Annotated in this window: 15 protein-coding genes and 3 pseudogenes; 13 read left to right on the top strand and 5 right to left on the bottom strand. The window is 64.5% G+C overall.

Annotated features, from left to right (window positions below):
* Positions 1–29 precede the first annotated feature (29 nt).
* From nrfB to C2U47_RS22250, 10 genes and pseudogenes are all read left to right on the top strand, one after another.
* Complete coding sequence (nrfB, locus tag C2U47_RS22205) at positions 30–623, top strand: cytochrome c nitrite reductase pentaheme subunit (protein WP_052815437.1); 594 nt, start codon at positions 30–32, stop codon at positions 621–623.
* Positions 620–1,300: a 4Fe-4S dicluster domain-containing protein gene (locus C2U47_RS22210; RefSeq protein WP_052815438.1), complete on the top strand. Its 681-nt coding sequence runs from the start codon at positions 620–622 to the stop codon at positions 1,298–1,300. Before nrfB ends, C2U47_RS22210 begins: the two co-directional genes overlap by 4 nt.
* 87 nt (positions 1,301–1,387) lie before the next feature.
* A pseudogene (gene nrfD / locus C2U47_RS22215) lies at positions 1,388–2,340 on the top strand (cytochrome c nitrite reductase subunit NrfD).
* Between the two features lie 307 nt (positions 2,341–2,647).
* Positions 2,648–4,609: a heme lyase NrfEFG subunit NrfE gene (gene nrfE / locus C2U47_RS22220; protein ID WP_103261922.1), complete on the top strand. Its 1,962-nt coding sequence runs from the start codon at positions 2,648–2,650 to the stop codon at positions 4,607–4,609.
* Positions 4,606–5,193, top strand: coding sequence for a DsbE family thiol:disulfide interchange protein (locus C2U47_RS22225; RefSeq protein ID WP_103261923.1), 588 nt, complete (start codon positions 4,606–4,608; stop codon positions 5,191–5,193). The genes nrfE and C2U47_RS22225 overlap by 4 nt, the downstream gene beginning before the upstream one ends.
* The gene (gene nrfF, locus C2U47_RS22230; RefSeq protein WP_103261924.1) at positions 5,190–6,380 is read left to right on the top strand and encodes a heme lyase NrfEFG subunit NrfF; all 1,191 of its coding nucleotides are present in this window, start codon (positions 5,190–5,192) and stop codon (positions 6,378–6,380) included. The genes C2U47_RS22225 and nrfF overlap by 4 nt, the downstream gene beginning before the upstream one ends.
* A 350-nt stretch (positions 6,381–6,730) precedes the next feature.
* A complete protein-coding gene (locus C2U47_RS22235; protein WP_029314613.1) occupies positions 6,731–7,651 on the top strand; it encodes a serine hydrolase in 921 nt (306 codons plus the stop codon).
* Between the two features lie 162 nt (positions 7,652–7,813).
* Positions 7,814–7,954: a DUF2256 domain-containing protein gene (locus tag C2U47_RS22240; RefSeq protein WP_010674938.1), complete on the top strand. Its 141-nt coding sequence runs from the start codon at positions 7,814–7,816 to the stop codon at positions 7,952–7,954.
* Positions 7,954–9,474, top strand: coding sequence for a cryptochrome/photolyase family protein (locus C2U47_RS22245; RefSeq protein WP_010674939.1), 1,521 nt, complete (start codon positions 7,954–7,956; stop codon positions 9,472–9,474). Before C2U47_RS22240 ends, C2U47_RS22245 begins: the two co-directional genes overlap by 1 nt.
* Positions 9,475–9,627: 153 nt before the next feature.
* Positions 9,628–10,881, top strand: a complete 1,254-nt coding sequence (locus C2U47_RS22250) for a D-amino acid dehydrogenase (RefSeq protein WP_010674940.1) — start codon at positions 9,628–9,630, stop codon at positions 10,879–10,881.
* 62 nt (positions 10,882–10,943) lie between these two features.
* Here C2U47_RS22250 and C2U47_RS22255 read toward each other — a convergent pair whose 3' ends face one another.
* Entirely contained in the window at positions 10,944–11,642 is a 699-nt protein-coding gene (locus C2U47_RS22255) for a TetR/AcrR family transcriptional regulator (RefSeq protein WP_010674941.1), read from the bottom strand.
* A 183-nt stretch (positions 11,643–11,825) separates the two neighbouring features.
* Here C2U47_RS22255 and C2U47_RS22260 point away from each other — a divergent pair, with 183 nt between their 5' ends.
* The gene (locus C2U47_RS22260) at positions 11,826–13,757 is read left to right on the top strand and encodes an amidohydrolase (protein ID WP_010674942.1); all 1,932 of its coding nucleotides are present in this window, start codon (positions 11,826–11,828) and stop codon (positions 13,755–13,757) included.
* A gap of 43 nt (positions 13,758–13,800) precedes the next feature.
* Here C2U47_RS22260 and C2U47_RS22265 read toward each other — a convergent pair whose 3' ends face one another.
* On the bottom strand, positions 13,801–14,922 hold the full coding sequence (locus C2U47_RS22265; protein ID WP_010674943.1) for an HPP family protein: 1,122 nt from the start codon (positions 14,920–14,922) through the stop codon (positions 13,801–13,803).
* Between the two features lie 986 nt (positions 14,923–15,908).
* Between C2U47_RS22265 and C2U47_RS23820 the strand changes: the two are divergent.
* Positions 15,909–16,064: pseudogene (locus C2U47_RS23820) on the top strand (glycosyltransferase family 9 protein); the annotation flags it as partial.
* 239 nt (positions 16,065–16,303) lie between these two features.
* Here the strand turns inward: C2U47_RS23820 and metE are convergent.
* On the bottom strand, positions 16,304–18,568 hold the full coding sequence (metE, locus tag C2U47_RS22275) for a 5-methyltetrahydropteroyltriglutamate--homocysteine S-methyltransferase (protein WP_199766829.1): 2,265 nt from the start codon (positions 18,566–18,568) through the stop codon (positions 16,304–16,306).
* Between the two features lie 161 nt (positions 18,569–18,729).
* On the opposite strand from metE, the gene C2U47_RS22280 reads away from it, so the two are divergent.
* On the top strand, positions 18,730–19,665 hold the full coding sequence (locus C2U47_RS22280; protein WP_039041273.1) for a LysR substrate-binding domain-containing protein: 936 nt from the start codon (positions 18,730–18,732) through the stop codon (positions 19,663–19,665).
* Between the two features lie 73 nt (positions 19,666–19,738).
* On the opposite strand, the gene C2U47_RS22285 is transcribed toward C2U47_RS22280, so the two are convergent.
* Entirely contained in the window at positions 19,739–20,551 is an 813-nt protein-coding gene (locus C2U47_RS22285; protein WP_199766830.1) for a siderophore ferric iron reductase, read from the bottom strand.
* 38 nt (positions 20,552–20,589) lie between these two features.
* A pseudogene (locus tag C2U47_RS22290) lies at positions 20,590–22,733 on the bottom strand (TonB-dependent siderophore receptor).
* Between the last annotated feature and the right edge of the window lie 388 nt (positions 22,734–23,121).

Consider the following 23,121-nt stretch of genomic DNA (forward strand, 5'->3'; position numbering starts at 1 on the left):
TCGGGCCCGCAGCCGGATGGAGGCTTCCTATGGGTGATTTAACAATGGATTTCTTACGACTGATGCTGATGGCAGCCATGCTGCTCACCAGCCTGCAGGGCCAGGCGGCCGATGCGGCAACCGCCCCGGCACCGACTACACATGAAGTGGAATTTCTGCGCAGTGCCGACAAGGCCTGCACCGACTGCCACAAGGAGCAGGTCGAAGGCATGCACGGCAAGCACGGCCAGGCGACCAACCCCAACAACCTGGCGCCGGTAACCTGCACCAACTGCCACGGTCAACCCTCCCCTCAACACCGGGAAGGGGTCAAGGACGTGATGCGCTTTAGCGACAGCTTCAATAACAAACAGAGTACCGAGAGCTACCCCATCGCCGAGCAGAACGGGGTCTGCATGAGCTGTCACGAGCCCAAAGTGCTGCGCGAGGCGCTCTGGGCCCACGACGTGCACGCTACCAAGCTCACCTGCACCAGCTGCCACCAGCTGCACCCGGCCAAGGAGCCCATGGTGGCGATTCCGGAGAAGTCCCGCATCAAGCTCTGCGTCGACTGCCACAGCAAGCAGCATGAGGTCGTCAAGGCGGCCAAGGCGAACACCACCTCGGGCAAGGAGGCACCATGAGCTGCTCTCGCCGTCACTTCATGGCGGGGATGAGTGCGGGGGCCCTCATCATGATGACAGGGCCGACTCGCTCCCTTGCCACCCCCCTCGCCCACAGCCAGACCATCGACGGGGTACGCTTTGGCATGATCCACGACGAGACGGCCTGTATCGGCTGTACCGCCTGCATGGATGCCTGCCGGGAGGTGAATCAGGTGCCAGAGGGGGTCTCGCGCCTCGAGATCATCCGCTCCGGCCCCATCGGCACCTTCCCCGATGCCGAGTACCACTTCTTTCGCAAGTCCTGCCAGCACTGCGACAACGCTCCCTGCGTGCACGTCTGCCCGACCGGTGCCTCCCATATCCGCAAGGAGGATGGCATCGTCGACGTCAACCCGGATCTTTGCGTCGGCTGCATGTACTGTCTGGCCGCCTGCCCCTATCAGGTGCGCTTTATCAACCCTGTGACCAAGGTGGCCGACAAGTGCGACTTTTGCCGCAGGACCAACCTGGCGGCGGGCAAGGAGCCGGCCTGCGTGGAATCCTGCCCCACCAAGGCGCTGGTGTTCGGCAATCTGGATGACCCGGACAGCCCCATCGCCAAACGGCTGGTAAAGGAGACCACCTATCGCTACAAGCAGGCACTCGGCACTTCGCCCAAGATGTACCGCGTGCCCAAAGGGGAGATAAAGTCATGACGATGCAAGAGGCATTTCACTTCCCTTCCCTTGTGTGGGGATTTGTCCGATCGCCATCTACCGCAGTAACAGAAGGAGGAATGGATCATGTTGCATGACGCATTTCACTTCCCTTCACTTGTCTGGGACTGGCCAATCGCCATCTATCTCTTTCTGCTCGGCATCTCCGCCGGGGCCACCAGCCTCTCGGTGCTGCTGCGCCGCAAGGGAGCCGGCAGCGAGAGCGGCATCATCAAGGCGACCGCCATTCTGGCGCCGGTGAGCGTGGTGCTGGGGTTACTGATCCTCATCTTCCACCTGGCCCGCCCCTGGACCTTCTGGAAGCTGATGTTCCACTACCAGTTCGACTCCGTGATGTCGATGGGGGTCATGCTGTTTCAGGTCTACATGGCGGTGCTGTTTGCCTGGCTGGCGGTGGTATTTCGGGCCGAGATCGAGACCTTGCGCAGTCACCTGCTGCAAGAGAAGTTCGCCTTTGTGGATGGTCTGATTGGCTGGCTCGCCCGCATCGAGCGGCTGCTGGCGCCGCTCTTGCTGCTGCTCGCCGTGCTCTTGGGGGCCTACACCGGCTTTCTGCTGTCGGCGCTCAAGACCTATCCGCTCTTGAACAACCCGGTGCTGCCGGTGCTGTTCCTCATCTCCGGCGTCAGCTCCGGCATCGCTTCCACCATCTTGCTGGCGGTCACCCTGTTCAAGGAGAACCATCACAGCCAGGGGGTGAGCTTTGTCCACCGCTTCGAGCGGCCGGTGCTGGCGGTGGAGGTGTTGCTGCTGGTCTGCTTCTTTACCGGCCTCTACTTCGGTGGCGGCCAGAAGGAGGCAGCCATGTGGGCCGCCATCGGCAGCGGCTTCTGGGTCAGGTGTTCTGGCTCGGGGTGGTGGGCATCGGCATGCTGCTGCCCCAGTTGCTGGCCCTGCTGGCCCCCGCGCCGCTGCGGGCCAAAAACGGCTATCTGGTACTGGTCTGCAGCCTGACCCTGGTGGGGATCCTGCTGCTGCGCTACTTCGTGCTCTATGCCGGCCAGATGACGGTAGTTTAAAAATCGGTTCACGCTCCTGCTGCGAGGCCGTGATCAAGGCTCATGTGCTGCTCGGAATCCTCATGTATTCACATACACTCCGGTTCCTGCGCTGCTCTTTACCTTGCTGACAACCTCTCGCGACGGATAGTGAACCGGTTATTGAAAGCTGGGGATAAGCGCCAGCCGCCCTTCGGGTGACTGGCGCTTGTTTGTGGCGATGAGTTGTTGCGATTGGTTGTTGCCAGAAAGGTGGATGTTATCCCTCAGCGCCGGTACGGTGCAGACGCTGCGGCATAACATAGACAAATGATTGACTGGAGGTTGTGTGCTGGCGGAGCTCGGCTATCTCTCACTGTTGCTGGCGACCGGGCTCGCCCTGCTGCAAGGGCTGCTGCCCTGGCTGGGGCTGCGGCTCGCCTCACGCCCGCTGCTCGGCTGCGCAACACCGCTGGCCATCCTGGTCGCGCTCCTGTTGGTGGCCGCCCTGCTGCTGCTCGCCAGCTGTTTTGGCCAGGATGACTTCACCCTGGTCTATGTGGCCCAGCACGCCAACAGCGCCCTGCCCCTTGGCTTCAAGCTGGCAGCGGTGTGGGGCGGCCATGAAGGCTCCATGCTCTTTTTCGTCTTTGCGCTGGGGCTGTGGGGCGCCCTGGTGGCCCTTTGCTCCAGGCGGGTCGATCCGCTGATTACAATCCGGGTATTGGCCATCATGGGGCTGATCGTCGGGCTGTTTGGCCTCTATACCCTGATCTTCTCCAGCCCGTTTGACCGCCAGTTCCCGGGGCCGCTGGAGGGACGCGATCTCAACCCCATGCTGCAGGACATCGGCCTCATCATCCACCCGCCCCTGCTCTATCTCGGTTATGTCGGCTTTGCGGTCAACTTCGCCTTCGCCATGGCGGCGCTGCACTCGGGTCGGCTCGATGGCGCCGTAGCCCACTGGAGCCGCCCCTGGGCGCTCGGCTCCTGGGTCTTTCTCACCGCCGGCATCGTGCTGGGTTCCTGGTGGGCCTATTACGAGCTCGGCTGGGGCGGCTGGTGGTTCTGGGATCCGGTAGAAAATGCCTCCCTCTTGCCCTGGCTGCTCGGCACTGCCTTGCTGCACGCCCTGGTGGTGTGCGAGAAGCGCGGCGCTTACGGCCACGCCGTGCTGCTGCTCTCCATCTTTACCTTTTCGCTGAGCCTGCTCGGTACCTTCGTGGTGCGCTCCGGGGTGCTCACCTCGGTACACGCCTTTGCGGTGGACCCCAGCCGCGGCCTCACCCTCTTGTTGCTGCTCGGCTTGCTATTGACCTGCGCCCTCACCCTGTTTGCCCTGCGGGCGGACATTCGCGCCCCCTATGCCCGCTTTGGGTTGCTGTCAAAAGAGGGACTGCTCGGCGCCGCCATCCTGCTGCTCAGCGTGGCCTGCACCAGCGTGCTGCTCGGCACCTTCTACCCCATGGTGTTCCAGTCGCTCCATCTGGGTTCACTCTCGGTGGGCGCCCCCTATTTCAATACCATCTTCGTGCCGCTGGCCCTCTGCCTGATGGCGCTCATGACCCAACTGCCGCGCCTTCGCTGGCAGCATCTGGCAGCCCAGCGCCGCATCAAGGTGCTGCTCCCATGCCTGTTCGGCCTGCTGGGGGGCGCCTTGCTGAGCCTAGCCTATCCCGAGCCGCTGCGGGCAAGCTGGCTGGGGCTTGCGGCCAACGTGCTGAGCCTCTGGCTGATGGCCAGCCTGCTGCTCCCGCTCTTGCAACCGGTCGCCCTGCGCGAGCTCACCCTCAATCGGTTCGGCAGCCTGCTGGCCCACCTCGGGGTGGCGGTGTGCGCCCTCGGCATTGCGCAGGTGAGTCACCACAGTCAGGAGGGGGGCGCGGTACTCGCCGCAGGCCAGCCCTATCGGCTCGGCGCCTTCGAGTTTCGCTATGAGGGGAGCGAGCCGATCATCGGCCCCAACTACACCGCCCAGCGCATCACGCTTAGCGTGCACAAGGACGGTAAAGAGGTGGCGCGGCTCACCCCGGAGCGGCGTCACTACAGCGTGCGCACCATGAACATGAACGAGCCCGGCATCGCGTGGGGGCTGTTTGGCGATCTCTACGTGGTGCTTGGCGAGAAGATGGGACCCGGCGCCTATGCCATGCGGCTTCACTACAAGCCGCTGGTGCGCTGGATCTGGCTCGGCGGCCTGTTGATGATGACGGGCGGCGCCCTGCGCCTGCTCGCCCGCCGACCGCTGCTGGCTAACCATCCTGCGCCAGCGACCGCCCCCTCCCCTCGGCTTGAACAGGAGTCCTTATGAACGCCCGTCTGCGCCTGTTCGTGCCGCTCGTGCTCACCCTGGGGCTCGGTGCCCTGCTCTGGCTCGGCCTTGGCAACAACCCCTACAGCCAGGATGAGGCCGTCGCAGGGCGTACCCTGCCCGCCTGGCAGAGTGACGATCTGTTTGGCGGCGCCCCCATCCACACCGCGGCACTCAAGGGGGAGCCCTTTGTGCTCAACGTCTGGTCCAGCTGGTGCCCCAACTGCCGCGCCGAGCATTCGCTGCTGGGTGAGCTGGCCAGCGCCGTGCCCCTCTATGGCCTCAACTACCGAGACAAGGGAGACCCCGCCCGCGCCTGGCTCACCGAGGCGGGTAACCCCTATCGCGCCGTGCTGGCCGACCCCGACGGCCGACTCGCACTGGAGCTAGGCGTCTACGGCACGCCGGAGACCTATCTCTTCGCCGGCGACGGCACCCTGTTGACCCGTCATACCGGCCTGCTCACCCGGGAGATCTGGCAACGCCAGTTTGCCCCTCTACTTGCCGAGGCCCGCAGCAACACCGCTAGCCAGCCCGAAGTGGAAAGAGAAGTAGAGAAACAAGTGCAGGAGAGCAAGCCATGAGCCGTCTCGGCCACGCCCTGATCGCGCCGCTCTTGCTGGCCTTGAGCCTCGGGGCCCTTGCCAGCGGGGTCGACACCTATGAGTTTCGCCACCCCGAGCGGCAGACCCGCGCTCAGGAGCTGGCCCGCGCCCTGCGCTGCCCCCAGTGCCAGAACCAGAACCTGGTGGAGTCCAACTCCCCCATCGCCCGGGATCTGCGGCTCGAAGTCTACCGCTGGGTGGACGAGGGGCAGTCTGATGAGCAGGTGATCGCCCGCATGACGGAGCGCTTCGGCGACTTCGTGCGCTACGATCCCCCCTTCAAGCGCAGCACGGCGCTGCTGTGGGGCGGCCCCGCCCTCTTGCTGTTGCTGGCCCTCAATCGCCTGCGCAGGAGCCTGCATCGCCGGCAACCGGCGCGGGTGCCGCTTGTCGGCGACAGAGCCGAGGGGGTGCTCGCCCACGACCCCAGGGCCGAACTGAACCGGCTGATCATGGCCGAGCAGCAGGCGGGGCTTGCCCCCCACAGCCGCCTCTACCGGGAGCTGGAGCTGGCCCGCCTCGCCAACGCCACCCCAACCGCCGAGCAGGCCCTGCGCGAGCGGCTGGTAAGAGATCGCACCGCTCGTCCGCAGCTCTGGCTGCGCACCTGGATACTGCTTGGGGGCCTGCTGCTGGCGCTGATGGCCGGTATTTATGCCGGCACCGGCCGCTATCAGGCGTGGCAGGCTTATCAGTCGCGCCCCGATCCGCTGGCGGGATTGAGCCCGCGGGATCTGCAGGACAAGGAGCTGGGCGCCCTGCACCAGCGTCTGCAAGCCAACCCCGCCGATCTCGACGGCTGGGCGGCGCTCGGCCAGTTGTATCTGTATCGGGACGAGTACGACAACGCCCTGCTCGCCTACCAGCGCCTCGCCCTGCAAGAAGGGGGCGCCAGCGCGGCGACTCAAGCCGCACAGGCTACCGTGCTCTACTATCAGGCGGGCCAGCAGCTGACTCCCGAGGCAACCCGCCTGCTGGATAGCGCCCTCAAGCAGGACAAAGGCGAGGTGAGCGCCCTGATGCTGCTCGCCTCCGATCACTTCCTGCATGGTCGCTACAGCCAGGCCATTGCGCTGTGGCAGCAACTGCTCGATGAAGAGCGACCCCGTATCAACCGGACCGCACTGATCGAGGCCATTCAGACCGCAAGGATGATGGGAGGATGAAGCGGGGCAAAACGGCGATAATGCAGCGGGCCATCTTCCCTGCCGGGCGCCGTTTTTATCGCCATGGTCGCCATTAACGACCCCTTCATCATCCCAAGGCGCCGAAAGGTGCAAAAAGAGTCGTCATCCCGCTCCTCGCCAGCATATAGTGCGCCCCCGTGGTGGCGTGTCTGGCATGGCCTGACAGGCCTCTATGACTCCCTTTATCGGGCCTAATAGCCCCGATGCGGGGGATTTCAAGGTGCGCTGGCCCATAAAATGGAAATATCCGGCCACCAGACGTTGTGAAGCGTCAATTACCGTCATATAACTTAGCCAAATGTCCCTGTGAGTCGTAGTAGAGTCAAATCATGAACCTTCGTCCTTTTCTTCCCTTGCTGCTCGGCGCCTTCCTCCTTCCCGCCAGCATGGAAAGCGCCCATGCCAACCCGTTTTCTGCGACCTCTTCTTCCACCAACAGCCTGCTCGAACCCCGCAGCAACCTGCCGCTGAGATCCGATGCCTACGTGGTCGTCAACCCGAAAACCGGCGAGACACTGGCAGAGCGCAACGCCAACCGGGTGATGTCCATCGCCTCCATCACCAAGCTGATGACAGCGCTGGTGGTACTGGATGGCAATCAGCGCCTCAACGAGACCCTCACCGTCACCATGGATGACGTTGACAGACTCAAGGGCACGGGGTCGCGCCTCGCGGTGGGCTCGCGCCTGAGCCGCGCCGACATGCTGCACATCGCACTGATGTCCTCTGAAAACCGCGCCGCCTCCGCCTTGGGACGGCACTACCCGGGTGGCCGCAAAGCCTTTATCGAGGCAATGAATGCCAAGGCCCGCATGCTCGGCATGTGGAGCACCCATTTCGCCGACAGCACCGGGCTCAACCCCCGCAACGTCTCCACCGCACACGATCTCGCCAAACTGGCTGCTGCCGCATCCACCTACCCGCTGATCCGCCAGTACACTGCCTCCGAGCAGCGTCTGGTACGCAACGGCAAGCGCCAGCTGCACTACCTCAACTCCAACCGCCTGGTACGGGAAGGAAGCTGGCCCATTCTGGTCTCCAAGACCGGTTATATCCGCGAGGCGGGGCGCTGCCTGGTGATGGGAACCCGGGTCAACAACGAGCCCGTGGTCATGGTGCTGCTTCACGCCAACACCACAGATGAACGGGTCGCCGATGCCAGAAAGATCAAGAGCTGGCTGGAAACCTCGGGCCGCATGACCCTGACGGCGCAGTCCACTCCCCAGCCCAGGCTCTTCAGCAGCCAGTAACGGCAAAGGATAAAGAGGGCCCCCGTACCGGCAGGTTCGGGGGCCTTTTTCATGAGTGGCAATCACCCCCTGCTGCCTCTTTCTGCTCCCCCGGTGATCCCGACCGTATGGTGCTTCGTTAAGGAGGCAGAGAGAAACCAAGGGCATCAACAGGGCCGCCACATGCACCTCAAATCCCATCTACCCGAGAAGATCTGTCCCGTCTGCCTGCGTCCTTTTGCCTGGCGGCGCAAGTGGGCCCGCTGCTGGCAGGAAGTGCGCTATTGCAGCGAACGCTGCCGTCGTCGGAAGGAGCACCCCTGATGGAGCTGCGCCTCATTCTCGGGGATCAACTGAACGCAGGTCACAGCTGGTTTCGCACGCAGGATCCCGCTGTCTGCTACCTGATGGCGGAGCTGCGCCAGGAGACGGACTACTGCCGTCACCATCGCCAGAAGGTGCTCGCCTTCTTTGCCGCCATGCGTGCCTTCGCCGCCGCCCTCACCAAGGCGGGCCACCGGGTCTGCTACCTGACTCTCGATGAGAGCGCCCCCTGGCCCGATTTGCCGAGCTTGCTGGCGGCTCAGCTCGAAGCGCATCAGGCCGATCGCTTCGCCTGGCAGAGCCCGGACGAGTGGCGCCTTGCAAGCCAGCTGACCCAGTGGGCCTCAGGCCTTGCCATCCCGACCGCTGAGGTGGACAGCGAACATTTTCTCACCCCCCGCGATGGCTGGCGACGCTACCCCCACAGCCGGATGGAATTCTTCTACCGCGCCCTGCGAAAGCAGTACCGGGTGCTGCTCGATGAACGCGGCCAGCCCCTTGGGGGGCGCTGGAACTTCGATGCCGAGAATCGCGCCAAATTGCCGGCGAGCCAACCCATCCCGGCGCCCCTCACCTTTGCCAACGAGGTGAGCGACATCGATGCCATGCTGACCCGCCACGGCGTCGCCACCATTGGCAGTGCCGATGCCGACGCCCTGCCCTGGCCCGTCACCCGGCGCCAGAGCCGCGCACTGCTTGAACACTTCCTTGCACACTGCCTGCCCCACTTCGGTCGCTATCAGGACGCCCTGAGCGAGCGGGGCTGGAGCCTGTTCCACAGCCGCTTGTCGTTTTCCATGAACAGCAAGATGCTCCATCCCCTCGAGGTGATCCGCGCTGCGCAAGCTCACTGGCAGGCCAATCAGGCCACCATTTCCCTGGCGCAGGTGGAGGGGTTCATCCGCCAGATCCTCGGCTGGCGCGAGTTTGTCCGCGCCCTCTACTGGGAAAAGATGCCCGAGTATCAGCGCACCAACTTTCTCGGGGCCGAACGACCCCTGCCCGGTTTCTTCTGGAATGGAGAAACCAGCATGGCCTGCGTGCGTCACGCCATTCGACAGTCTCTGGAGCACGGCTACGCCCACCATATCCAGCGGCTGATGGTGACCGGCAACTTCGCCCTGCTGGCGGGGATCCACCCTGACGAGGTGGATACCTGGTATCTGGGCATCTATGTGGACGCCATCGAGTGGGTGGAGCTGCCCAACACCCGCGGCATGAGCCAGTTTGCCGATGGCGGTTTGATGGGCAGCAAGCCCTACGCCAGCAGCGGCGCCTATCTCGAGCGGATGGGCCACTACTGCAAGGGGTGTCACTATCAGGTGAAGGCCCGCAGCGGGCCGGACAGCTGCCCCTTCAACAGCCTCTATTGGCACTTTCTCTGGCGCAACCGGGACAAACTTGGCAACAACCCTCGCCTCGCCCTGCCCTATGCCAACTGGGATGGCCAAACCACAGAACAGCAGCAAGCCATCCTGACGACGGCAAAGCATCATCTGCTCCACCTGGAACGGCTCTGAATCGACCGGATTTCATGCCAGAAAATGAGCAAATGACAACATTGAGAGCCAGTTAACAAAATGTGAATAGCGATAACCACCAATGACATCGACACCAGTTGAATATCCTGTGGCGGCTGATTAAGGTGGAGGCCCCAGTCAAGGAGAGACAAGATGGACATAGTGGTACTCGGTGGTGGCGTGGTCGGTGTGACCAGCGCCTGGTATCTGGCCAAGGCCGGTCACAAGGTGACCCTGCTGGAGCGGCGTGACGGGGTGGCCCTTGAAACCAGCCATGCCAACGCGGGTCAGATCTCCCCGGGTTATGCTTCCCCCTGGGCTGCCCCCGGCATTCCCCTCAAGGCCGCCAAATGGCTGCTGCAAAGGCACGCCCCCTTCACGGTGCGGCCCACCTCGGACCCCTTCCAGCTGCGCTGGATGCTGAAGATGTTCGCCAACTGCACGCCAGCGGCCTATGCGGTCAACAAGGGGCGCATGGTACGGCTGGCCGAATACAGCCGCGACTGCATGAAGCAGTTGCGGGGCGAGCTCGCGCTCGACTACGAAGGGCGCCAGCTCGGCACCCTGCAACTGTTTCGCAGTCAGGCCCAGCTCGATGCCAGCCAGCGCGATATCGCCGTGCTCGAGGAGTACGGCGTCCCCTATCAGTCTCTGAATGCCGACGGCTGCGAGGAGGTCGAGCCCGCCCTGGCAAGGGTGCGTGGCAAGGTGGTGGGGGGCCTGCGCCTGCCGGGAGATGAAACCGGTGACTGTTTCCGCTTCACCCAGGCCCTGGCGGACGAGGCTCGCAAGCTCGGGGTGAGCTTCGTCTTCAACTGCGCCATCGACGAGGTCGAGATCGCGAAGGGACGCGCCGTGGCGGTCCGTGCCGGCGAGCAGCGCTTCCAGGCCGACGCCATCGTCTGTGCCCTCGGCAGTTATGGCACCGGCTTCCTGCGCCCCCTCGGGATAGAGCTCCCCGTCTACCCGGTCAAGGGGTACTCCCTCACCCTGCCGATGACGGATGCCGAGGGCGCGCCGCGCAGCACTGTGCTGGACGAGACCTACAAGGTCGCCATCACCCGCTTCGACGAACGGATCCGGGTGGGCGGCATGGCCGAACTCTCGGGCTTCAACCTGGCGCTCAACCCCAGACGCCACGATACCCTGGCCATGGTGGTGAGGGATCTCTTCCCCCAGGGGGGAAATCTGGAGCAGGCCACCTTCTGGACCGGGCTACGCCCCATGACGCCGGACGGCACACCCCTGGTCGGCCCAAGCCCCATTCCCGGGCTCTGGCTCAATACCGGCCACGGTACCCTGGGCTGGACCATGGCGGCCGGATCGGGCCAGTTGCTCAGCGATCTCATCTCGGGCAATACCCCGGATATCAGCGACGAGGGGCTCACCCTGGCCCGCTACGGCTGACCCGCCGCGCCGAGGACAAGAGAGGGAGTGCCTGGCACTCCCTCTCTTTATTCGCCCCCCTTCTATTCGCTCCTCTTCGCAGGGGTCTGGCAACCCGGCGCCAGCCCCGGCATCGACTGCCAGACCCGGGCGGGATCCGCCTCCTCGATGGCCGCCATCATCAGCTGCTCGCTCCAGCGTCTATGGAGTTGCCACAGCGCGCTGCCCGCCTCCCCCTGCCCCTTGGTGCACTGCTTGGCCACGTCCGCAGTCCGATAGAAGTAGCGCACCAGGGTGGTGAGCTCGGGCTCGGGCCAGCGACAGCCAAAGTGGCGCAGCCGCTCGGACCAGAACGCAATCTGGCGTCCCTCGTGCTCCTGCTCGACCCCGTGCAGGGCGGGGATGAGATCCATCGCCTGCCACAGCGCCCCATACCCGACGAAGCGCTCATCCAGCGCCTCCAGCGCCTGATCCAGCAGCAGCAGGGTCTGGGGCCAGCTGTCGGCCTGCTCGCGGATGCGCTCCTGCGCCTCGCACACCGCCGCCAGCCAGTCCATGGCCAGCCGGCAGATAATGGCCTCCTTGTTGGGGTAGAGATGGTAGAGCGACTTGATGCCCACCCCGGCGCGGGCGGCGATGGCATTGGTGTTGAGGGCCGTAAACCCCTGCTCCTGCAACAGGGCCAGGGTGGCCTGCTCGATGCGGCTCGCCACCTCCTGGCTGCGCAGTTGCCTGGGTTGGCGCCGCATGCAAAGTTCGGCCGGCAGCACGTGTTGTGACATTCTCTTCCCCCGATGCGGTGTCCGCCCCCAAGGGGCAACTGGTGTTCATAACTACATGATGAGACAAGGTAAACACAAGTCAAAAAAAGTGCAGTAATCGCTGGCATTTTTCAGAATAGCTGCAATAACCATAGGTGCTCATATCTGCAGTAAGAACTGCAATTAACCCAAGGAGAGCGTGCTATGGATAGCAAACACCCCAATCTCAGGCTGGGCACCATCGCCCTGCTGCTAGGTGGCCTGCTCGGCTGCCAGCAAGACAGCAGTGAGCCACCGCCCGGCAACACCCTCTATCTCAACGGCAAGATCCACACCCAGGATGGGCAACGCAGCCAGGCCGAGGCCATGGTGGTGCAAGGGGGCAAGTTCACTTACGTGGGCACTCGCGAAGGGGCCGAGGCCTTGAAAAACAGTGCGACCCAGGTGGTGGATCTGCAAGGCAAAATGGTGCTGCCGGGCCTGCACGACAACCACATCCACCTGCTCGGCACCGTGGCGCTGGACATGTGCGATCTGGACGGCCAGAGCGTCAACCTGGATCAGCTGGCGGCCAAGATCGGCGAGTGCCTGCCCCGCTACGCCCCGGCTCCCGGGGAGTGGCTGGTGGTCAACCAGTGGTCGCCCTATGACGGCAACACCCCCACCGCCACCCATGCCACCCTGCTGGCGGCCCTGGATGCGGCGGCGCCGAACAACCCCGTGATGCTGGCCGGGGTCGACGGCCATGCCGGCGGCTACAACTCCCAGGCGCTGGCGCAGGCACAGGACGAAGAGGGCAATGTGGTCGGCTTCAATGCCACCACCCTGGCTCCAGGCGGCGTGTTCGAGGCCTTCATCCCCTATGTGGATCTCGCAACCGGCGTGGTCCGGGACGCGGCCCGCAGCGCCATTGCGGTCCCCGACACCGGGGTGCTGAGCGCGGAGGGTGAACAGGCAGCGGCCCAGTATGACAAGATACTCCCCGCCATCTCCGAGCTGATGGCGTCCCGCGGCATCACGGGGGTGCAGGATGCCTGCGCCAACGACTTCATCCGGGGTCGGCTGCTCAAGATGCAGGACCAGGATCTGCTGCACATGCGCGTCACCGCCGCCACCTGCTTCAACCAGGATGACTACAGCGGCAAGCTGGACATCGACGGGCACCTGGCCAAGGCGAACCAAGTGCGCGACGCCTTCGCAGGCAACCCCCTCATCAAGGCCGATGCGGTCAAGATCTTCCTCGACGGCGTGCTGGAGGGGGATCCCTTCACCAGCCCCCCCTTCCTGCCCAATGCCGGCATGCTGGAGAATTACCAGCATCCCCATCTGGCCCTGGATCCCGCCAGCGGAGAGGTGAGCATCACCGCCGACAGCGAGGATGCGGGCAGCAACGGCATCGTCAACTACAAGGAGGCGGATCTGACGCGCTACGTCACGGCGCTGGATGGGGCCGGGTTTGGCATCCACATGCACAGCATCGGCGATCGCAGTACCCGGGTGGCCCTCGATGCCCTGGAGGCGGCCCGCGCCAGCAACGGCAACAGCGGCATTCCCCACACCCTGGCCCACCTGCAGGTAGTGCACCCGGACGATCAGCAGCGCCTCGGCGAGCTGGGTCTCTACCTCACCTTCACCTATGCCTGGACCACGCCCCAGCTTGCCTATGACATGCTGGTCAGCCCCTTCATCCAGCCAACCAAGGCAGGGCAGTCCCTGAGCGAGGCCATCTACGATCCCATGGGCTATCTTCATGACGCCCTCTACCCGGTCGAGCGTTCGCGCCAGGCCGGCGCCGTGTTGGTGGCGGGCAGCGACGCCCCGGTGGACAGCCGGGATCCGCGTCCGTTCGAGAACATGGCCGCCGGCATCGTGCAGGCGGCCGGCAGCGGCGACGACTTTAGGGCCAGTCAGCGCACTTCGCTGGCCGAAATGCTGGCCGCCTACACCATCAACGGCGCCAGGGCGGTGCGTCAGGGCGACATCACCGGCTCCATCGAGGCGGGCAAGTCGGCGGACTTCATCGTGCTGGACAGGGACCTGTTCGCCCTGGTCAAGGCCGGCACCCCGGAACTGATCGCCGATACCCAGGTCGAGCAGACGGTCTTCATGGGGGAGACCGTCTATCCCAGACCCTGAATGACACGGGCCCCGCAAGGGGCCCGTGTCTTATGGCTCATTCTCATTGCTCACAGGCGTGCGCCTCCTCCACCTGACCCGGTTGCAGGGCCAGGGTGAACAGGGCCGCCACCATGTCGGACTGAGTGATGATGCCCACCAGCTGCTCCCCCTCCACCACCGGCATGTGGTGCAGCCCCCCGTCGGAGAAGGCCTCCACCAGATCGTAGAGAGGCTGGTAGCGCCGCGCCGTCTGCACCTCCCGGGTCATCAGATCCGCGACCTGCTGCTGCTCAAGGGCCTCCTTCGCCCTCGGCTGGTGACCCGCCCGGTCGATCATCAGGTCGTGCAGGGTGATGATGCCGACCAGCCTCTCCCCCTCATCCACCACCGGCAGCGCCTTGATCTGGTGGTGGGAGAGCAGATGCCACGCTTCCATGGCGAGCGCCTGTGGCGTCGTCACGACGAGATCCCGCGACATCACATCCTGGCACCGTACCGTCCCCACCCGCTCGCGCAGGGCGTGCAACTGGGCCTCCTGCAGCAGCTCCTGCAGATCCTGGCGGCTGATGTCCAGCAGTTCCCCGTGCTTTTGCAGGGCAAAGTCGATGTCCTGGGTGGCGAGTCGGGCACTCGGCTGGGGATCCGCCGTCTGGTGGCGATTGGGCGCCGCCTTGCCGCCATGGGGATAACGACGCCCCAGAGCGCGGTTGTAGAGCAAGCCCAGACTCAGCAGCAACAGGGAGTTGAGCAGCACCGGCAGCAGCACGTAGCCGACCCCGAGCGCCCGGATCCCCTCGCCGCCGATGACGGCGGTCAGGGCCACGGCGCCGCCGGGCGGGTGCAGGCTGCGGGTGAGGAACATGGCGGCGATGGCCAGCATCACCGCCAGGGCCGAAGCGATAGCCATGTCCGGCACCAGGCTCGCACTCAATACCCCCATCAGGGCCGACATCCCGTTGCCCACAAGGATGGACCAGGGCTGGGCCAGGGGGCTGGCGGGCGCGGCAAACAGCAGCACGGCGGAGGCCCCCATGGGGGCGATGAGCCAGTGCACCTCGAGCCCCAGCCCCCAGCGACACAGCAAGGCGGTGCCGAGCAAGCCGATGAGGGCGCCAAGGGCGCCGTAACAACTCTCTTTGACGCTGGTATTGGTCGATACCGGCAAAAAATCCCTGAACTGCATGGTGCTCCCGCTGGCGATAACATTTATTTCAAATGCGCAATTCTAGCCACTTTCCCCCGTCCCGCACCAGCACCCGCTCCGCCATGGCCATCATCCGCACGCTTTTTCCCTTCTTAACATTGTCTTAAGAGTCCGCTGGCACCCTTTACGCCATCCCAACACTGGAGCCCAACGGTATGACTCACCTCAACGATGCCCTGCGCCGCTTCGACGGCCAACGCCGGGTCTGGACAGCGGGACTGGAGCGAACCCTGCTCGGCTGGCTTGCCAGTCGCAGCGCATTGCCGCCCTCTTCGCAGGCCCCCCGCCGGATCCTGGTCATTCGCAGCACCAACCGCATCGGCAACAACCTCTTCCTGCTGCCCTTCCTGCACCAGCTTCATCGCGCCCATCCCCACGCCGAGCTGGAGCTGGTGTGCAGCCCCACCACCCTGCTCCCCTTCCTGGCCGATCTGCCCCTGCGGCACATTCATCAGATCCGGTTGCAGGGCAGACACCTGCCGGGCGCCCTCTCGGCACTCTCGCGTCTGCGCCGCCAGCACTACGACAGGGTCTACGTCCCCTTCGCCTCCAGTACGGATCACTTCATCGCCGCCTGGGTACAGGCCCGTGAGAAATGCGGCTTCGACGATGGCCATGGGGATCTCATCTTCCCGCGTCCGCAGGCTCCGGACAGTGAGTGCCACTACGCCCACCAGCCCCTGCAACTGCTCGGCATACCGGGCAATCCGGCCGACCCCATCCCCCTTGGCAGCCTGTTGCAGGGGCCAAGCCCGGCCTTGAGTGCGCTGCGACGAGCCCATCCTGGCCGTCCCCTGATCGGCTTTTTCACCGGCGCCCGCAAGGGCAAGGGGCTCTCCCAGCCCCAGTGGCAGCGGTTGCTTGGGGATCTGCGCCGTCACAGCCCGGATGCCCTGCTGATCCAGCTCGCGGATCCCGCCGCCCCCGAGCACCTGCTCGGGGACGTGCACGTTTCCCTTGGCAACATGGGGGAGCTGGCCCGCTTCACGGGCGGCCTCTCCCTCTTCGTCAGCGCCGACACCGGTCCCCTGCACCTGGCTGCCGCCAGCGGTGTGCCCTGTCTTGGCCTCTTTACCCAGACCGACCCCGCCCGCTACGGGTGCCTGGGCGCCCAGCACCTCAATCTGGTGATCGAGGATCGCAATGCCATTCCCCTCGACCACCAGTGGCTGGCCGAGGCGCTCGCAAGCGCCCCTCACCCGGTGACGATGTCGGTTTCCCCCACCCGCTACCTGCCCGCCCCCCGTCCCGCCCTGATCCCCTCTAGGGAGCGGCCATGCAAAAAAGAGGGAAGGCTGTCGCCTTCCCTCTCTCGTCTTGGTGACACTCACCGGGCGCTCGTCCGGGTGAATGGAAGCCCTCAGGCCAGCTCGGCGCGCAGCGCCCGGGTCGCATCGACCATCACCTTCAGGGCTGCGGTGGTCTCTTCCCAGCCGCGGGTCTTGAGGCCGCAGTCCGGGTTCACCCAGAGCCGGTCTGCCGGGATTTGTTGTGCAGCCTTGCGGATGAGGTCTTCAATCCAGCCCTGGCTCGGTACGTTCGGCGAGTGGATGTCGTAGACGCCCGGGCCGATCTCGTTGGGGTAGTTGAAGCGCTCGAACGCTTCGAGCAACTGCATCTGGCTGCGGCTCGTCTCGATGGTGATCACATCCGCGTCCAGCGCCGCCACCGCCTCGATGATGAGGTTGAAGTCGCTGTAACACATGTGGGTGTGGATCTGGGTGCTGTCCACCACCGGGCTTGCGCTCAGGCGGAAGGCGCGCACCGCCCAGTCGAGATAGGCCTGGTGATCCTGCTTGCGCAGGGGCAGCCCTTCGCGGATCGCCGGCTCGTCGATCTGGATGATCTTGATGCCGGCGGCTTCCAGGTCAGCCACCTCGTCGCGAATGGCCAGGCCAATCTGCAGGGCGGACTGCTCGCGGCTCACGTCTTCTCGCGGGAAGGACCAGCAGAGAATGGTCACGGGGCCGGTCAGCATGCCCTTCACCGGCTTGTCGGTCAGGCTCTGGGCAAACTTCGTCCACTCAAGGGTCATGGGGGTCGGACGGTCGATGTCACGGGTGATCACCGGCGGCTTCACGCAGCGGGAGCCATAGCTCTGTACCCAGCCAAAGCGGGTGATGGCAAAGCCATCCAGCAGCTCCCCGAAATACTCCACCATGTCGTTGCGCTCGGCCTCGCCGTGCACCAGCACGTCCAGCCCGATGGCCTCCTGGCGCTCAATCGCATCCTTGATCTGGGCCTGGATGCCCGCCTCGTAGGCCTGGTCATCGATGCGCCCGGCACGCCAATCCTGACGCAGCACCCGGATTTCAGAGGTCTGCGGGAAGGAGCCGATGGTGGTGGTGGGCAGGAGCGGCAGCTTCAGATCCGAGCGCTGCGCGTCGGCACGCACCGGGTAGGCGCTCTGGCGATCGAAGTCACTGTTGGTCAGGCTGGCGAGTCGTGACTGCACCGCTTTCTTGTGAACCCGGCTGTCGGACTCCCGATCCACGATGGGCTGGCTGTAAGCCTCGATTTTGTCCAGGGCGCCACCGTCCAGGTAGTCGGACAGCAGCCCCAGCTCATAGCACTTTTGCAGGGCGAAGGCGAACCAGCTGCGAGTCTGGGGATCCAGCTCGTGCTCCAGGGTCAAATCCACCGGGCTGTGCAGCAAGGAACAGGAGGAGGCCACCCAGAGGCGCTCGCCAAGCTTTTCTTTCAAGGCCTTGAGGGTCGGCGCCAGCTTGGCCAAGTTGGCACGCCAGACGTTGCGGCCATTGATGACACCCGCCGAGAGTACCCACTGGGCCGGCAGGTGCGGGACCAGGTTCTCCAGCTGCTCGGGGGCAGCCACCAGATCCAGGTGCAGGCCGTCCACCTTCAGACTGGTGATGATGTCGCGCTGATGGGCCACGGACCCGAAGTAGGTGGTGAGCAGCAGCTTGCAGGGGCCGCTCAGGCGCTCATATGCCTTGAGGTAGGCCAGGCGCCACTCGTCCGGCAGGTCCAGCGCCAGGGCCGGTTCGTCGATTTGTACCCACTCCACCCCCTGGGCCGCCAGTTTGGCCAGGATCTCCTGGTAGACGATCAGCAGGCGATCCAGCAGTTCGAGGCGGGAGAAGCCGCTCTCTTTCTCCTTGCCAAGCCACAGGTAGGAGACGGGGCCCAGCAACACCGCCTTGACCGGCAGCCCAAGGGCCTTGGCCTCTTCCACCTCGTCAAAGAGCTGGCTCCAGCCCAGCTTGAAGCGCTGGTCACGGTAAAATTCCGGCACCAGGTAGTGGTAGTTGGTGTTGAACCACTTGGTCATCTCGGCAGCGGCCGCCGCCGGGCCGGTCGGCGCACGGCCACGGGCCACCCGGAACAGGGTGTCGAGGTCGGTGTCGCCGTGGCGGTGACGGGCAGGCACGGCGTCCACCAGCAGGCTAGTACCCAGCACCTGATCGTACCAGGCAAAATCCCCCACCGGCAGCAGGTTGACCCCGGCGGTACGCTGGGCCTGCCAGTGGCGCTCACGCAGGCTCTTGCCCACGGCGACCAGCTCGGCCTGGGTGGTTTCGCCACGCCAGTAGGATTCGAGGGCAAATTTCAGTTCGCGCTTGGCGCCGATACGGGGAAAGCCCAGGGTGTGTGCGCAGGTCATAGGTTCCATTCCTTATGCTCGTTTATCTGATGAGGATCTGGATTGTTTGGCCATCCAGATGTTTACACATCCAAAATGACAAGATAAGGTGACCTTGGCTATTGAATCCTCTTCAACTGGCTCTCAAGAATTTCTCAACTGACGCACAAAGGAGCAGTGCCATGGTCGCGCCCACCCCATCCAGCCCCCCTCAGAGCAGCAATCTGGGCATCGATCTCAAACACCTGAAGACCATCAGCGCCCTGGCCGAGCAAGGGTCCCTGGCTGGGGCCGCGCTCACCCTCAACCTCACCCAGTCCGCCCTCTCCCACCAGCTCAAGGAGCTGGAGACCCGCCTCAATCTGGAGCTGTTTCTTCGAAAAAGCCGCCCTCTGGTGCTGACGGCGGCAGGCCAGCATCTGCTGGCCCTGGCCCGTCAGGTGCTGCCCGCCCTGGCCCAGACCGAGCGCCAGCTGGTCGCCCTGCACAGCGGCGAGGCGGGCAGGCTGCATCTGGCCCTCGATTGCCACAGCTGCATCCAGTGGCTGCTCCCGCTGTTGCCGGACTTTCGCCGCCAGTGGCCCGGCGTGGATCTGGAGGTGGAGTCGGTGCCGGGTTTCGATGCCATCAGTGCCCTGCTTGGCGGCCAGCTCGACCTGCTGCTCACCTCGGATGTGCAGGCCCGCGGGGATCTTCACTTCGAGCCGCTGTTCGCCTTCGATCTCACCCTGGTGATGGCGCCGGATCACCCCCTCTGCCAGCAGCGGCGCATCGCACCGGACGATCTGCGGCCGGAGGTGCTGCTGGTCTACCCGGTGGAGCGGGCGCGCATGGACGTGTTCAGCCGTTTCCTGCAACCGGCCGGGGTGGAGCCCGCCCGCTGCAAACCGGTGGACAACACCTCGGTCATGCTGCAGATGGCCGCCGCCGGGCTCGGACTCGCCGCCCTGCCCCGCTGGGCCAGCGAGGAGTTCGTGCGCCAGGGCCTGCTTGAGGCGCGCCCTCTCGGGGAGGGCATTCGCCGCCACATGTATGGCGCCGTGCGCGCCGCCGACAAAGATCAGGCCTGCCTGCAGAGCCTGTTCGAGCGCATTCGCACCCGGATGGCGGCCCAGTAAGCCGGGCACAAAAAAGCCGCCATGATCAGGCGGCTTTCATCACGGGTTGCCCGCGAAGACGAAGAGTCGGGTATCAGCACTCGTCACCCCTCGCCCCACCCAGCCTTCGTGGGCAGTTGCCACAAAGCTCCCCATCCCGGCGCTTGTAGTGCAGGCAGCAGCGCTGGCGCACATAGCCCGGGAAGGCCTCGTCCCGGGGCAGCCCCGCCTCGCGCCAACCCGTCAGATGTGCCGACGGCAGACCACAGGATTCAAGCCAGAGGGGGGCATGGGCCCTCACCTCCTCCCGACTCACTTCCCCGAAGAAATCGGGTACCCGCACCAGGGCCGCCAGCAGATCGTCCGCCAGGAGCGGGCGCACGAAACCGGGGCGCAGCCGCTGCGCCGTCCCAAGGAGGGTGAACTGCCCCTGCCAGTGCGCCTGGAGTCGCTCCCCGGCCGTCTTGATCAACACGCCGACCTCCCCTCTGATCATGGGCTCGGCCGGCAGGGTAAAGCCCGACACCACGCCTGCCTCATGCCCCTGTCCCAACCTGTCGAGGGCAGGCATGGCCTGATGGCGATAGACGGCCACCATGGCGAGATAGATGGATTGCCAGCAGAGCATGCCCCAGCTGCGGGTGAGCCAGTAGGCGGGCCCCGCCTCCGGGTGTGCCTGCTGCCAGTGCGCATGGAGGGCTGCGGCCACCTCGGCCGACGTCGCTCCGGCGGCATCAGTCAGTGGCGGGCGTACGTCACCGGCCGCCACCAGGTTCCCCTTGAGGGACGGGATCAGGCTGGCCGCCGCCGCGAACAGGGCCTGGTGATCCGAGACGAGGGCGCGTTCCGCGTCCGCTTTCTCCCGGCCAAGGCCGCGCGGCACACCGCGCGCCCTCTCCTCGCCCATTCGTTGAAAGGGCCCCGGGCGCGTGCCGGGGCGCAAGGTCAGAATGCGTATTTGAGTCGCGCCTCCACGCTTCGTTCGGCCCCGAACCAGCAGTTGTTCTGGTCGTAGCAGGAGTAGTAGGTCTTGTTGAACAGGTTGCTGGCGCCAAGCGATACACCTACCCCCTTCAGGCTTGCGCTGAGGGCGGCGAGATCGTAGGAGGCGGACATGTCCATCAGGAGGTAGTCCGGTACCTTGTCGGTGTTGGCGGCATCCATCTCGGCCTCCCCCACGTAGCGCAGGCCGGCGCCCACTCGTATCCCCTCGAGGTTGCCGCCGGGGTAGTAGTTGCTCCACAGCGACGCCATCTGTCTGGGGACCCAGACCGGCGTCTTGCCCTGCAACGTGGTGGTATCGCGCGTGATCTCCATGTCCATCAGGGTGTAGTTGAGGGCCAGATCCAGCTGGCTGGTGAGATCGGCTCTCCCCTCAAGCTCGATGCCCCTGGAGACCGTCTCCCCGGTCTGCAGCTTGGGCCCGTAGACATTGTCCGGATCCGTCACCAGGGCATTCTTCTTGGTGATGTGGAACGCCGACAGCGTCGCCGTCTTGCTCATGTCGTCGGAGAGGAACTTGACGCCCCCTTCCCACTGATGACCGGTCGCCGGTTTGAACGCCTGACCCTGCTTGTCCGCCCCCGGCACCGGCTCGAAACTCTCGGCATAGCTCGCATAGGGGGAGAAGCCGCCATCCAGCTCATAGAGAGCGCCGACGCGGAAGGAGAGGTTGTCCTGATCGATGTGGGCCAGGGACTGGCTGTCCGCCCCCTGATAGAGGGTCCGGCTGTCGGTGTCCATCCGGTAGCGGTCGTAGCGGGCGCCGCCGATGGCCACCAGCCGATCGAGGCGCACCTGATCCTGCAGATAGACGCCGGTCTGGGACTGACGAATCACCTTTTTATCCTGGTAGTTGAAAGTGAGTGCCTCTGGGACTATCTGGCTATGGTTCGGGTTGAAAATGTCGATGCTGGGCGCCGAGTAGTCGAGGGTATCCCGGTAGAGGATATGGGCATCCAGGTACTGGTAATCGACCCCGAGCAGCAGGTTGTGCTGGGCAGAGCCCGTCTGCACCTTGCCCGCCAGCTGGTTGTCGATGACAACGCCGCGAGAGTCTTCATCGGTGAGATAGGCGTTGCGGGCCAGGGTGCGGTTGTCCGCCGCCAGGGCCGCGTTGTAGGTGTTGCGCTGATAGGCAGACGCATCCATATAGCGGGCATTTTGCAGCACCTGCCAGCGCTCGTTGAAGTCGTGGCTCAGCTTGTAGCCCAGCAGGGTCACATCCCGGTTGTACTCGTTCCAGTTCTCGTCACCAAGGAAGGTGTCGCTGCCAAGCTGCCCCAGGGGGTTGGACTTGGCCGAGCCGCTGGCGGGCACAGTGGTGTAGATGCCGGCCTCGGGATCCTTCTGGTAGTAAAGGTTGAGGTTCAGCAGGGTGCGCTCGCCGAGCTGCCAGTCCAGGGACGGTGCAAAGACATAGCGCTCCTCCTTCGAGGTCACCGCCTGGCCATCCTTCTCCCGGGCCAGTCCCACCAGCCGATAGGCGAGCTGCTCGTTGATGGCACCGGTGCTGTCGAGGGTCATCTCCTTGAGGGTGCCCGTGCCGGTCGCCACACTCACGTTGTGCTTGCTCTCCCGCTGGGGGCGCTTGGCGATGAGGTTGACCATGCCGCCGGGGGCATGCTGCCATAGAGCACCGATGTCGGCCCCTTGAACACCTCCAGCTGCTCGATGGCCACCGGATCTATCTGGGGTTGCAGGTTCCAGTCGTTGTACTGGAGCAGCAGGCCGTCATAGAAGTTCTGGTAGTTGTCAAAGCCACGGATGTTGAACAGATCCAGCCGGTTGACCGCCCCGCCCCGCAGCTCGGTGTTGACACCGGGCACGTAGCGCAGCGCCTCGCTCACCGAACTGACACCGCGCAGCGACAGGGTCTCCCCATCCACCACCGAGATGGCCTGGGGCGTCTCGATGGGGTCGAGCCGGGTCTTGGTCGCGGTGTTGCGATAGGTCTGGCCGAGCACGGTCAGGGTCTCGTCGGCGGTGGCCGTATCCTGGCTTTCGGGCGCGGCGGCCTGTACAGAGCCTGCAAGCAGGGTGGAGATGGTCACGGCGACCAGGGTCAAAGGGGGGTGAACAAGCTGCATCTGATCCTCGATTACTTACTGCATGTGAATAGTAACAAATATCATTTGCATTTTATTGTTCTATTTTGCCCCGATATTAACAATTTGGGGCATGTTGGCGCGGAAGCGGGGAAAGCGAGGGTGGCAGGCATGCCATCTGCTATCGGAGGCAACATGGCGACGCCGTCGAGGCTCTCAGGGAGGGCTCATCATGGCCGCCTGATGAAGGACACCGCCTTCACTTGCACAGCCAATTAGAAAGTAACCATCACATATTCAGAACATGGCGGCATTTTCACCACCATATTCACACTCATCAGATAAGTATGGTCGCGTTCTCCCTCCCCTTGTTGATCCTGGTCAATCGCTATTGATAAAGGAGGCGATAGCATGCCCACCCTTTTATCAG

It is taken from the genome of Aeromonas sp. ASNIH7 (assembly GCF_002903485.1).
GTDB classification, from domain to species: domain Bacteria; phylum Pseudomonadota; class Gammaproteobacteria; order Enterobacterales; family Aeromonadaceae; genus Aeromonas; species Aeromonas caviae.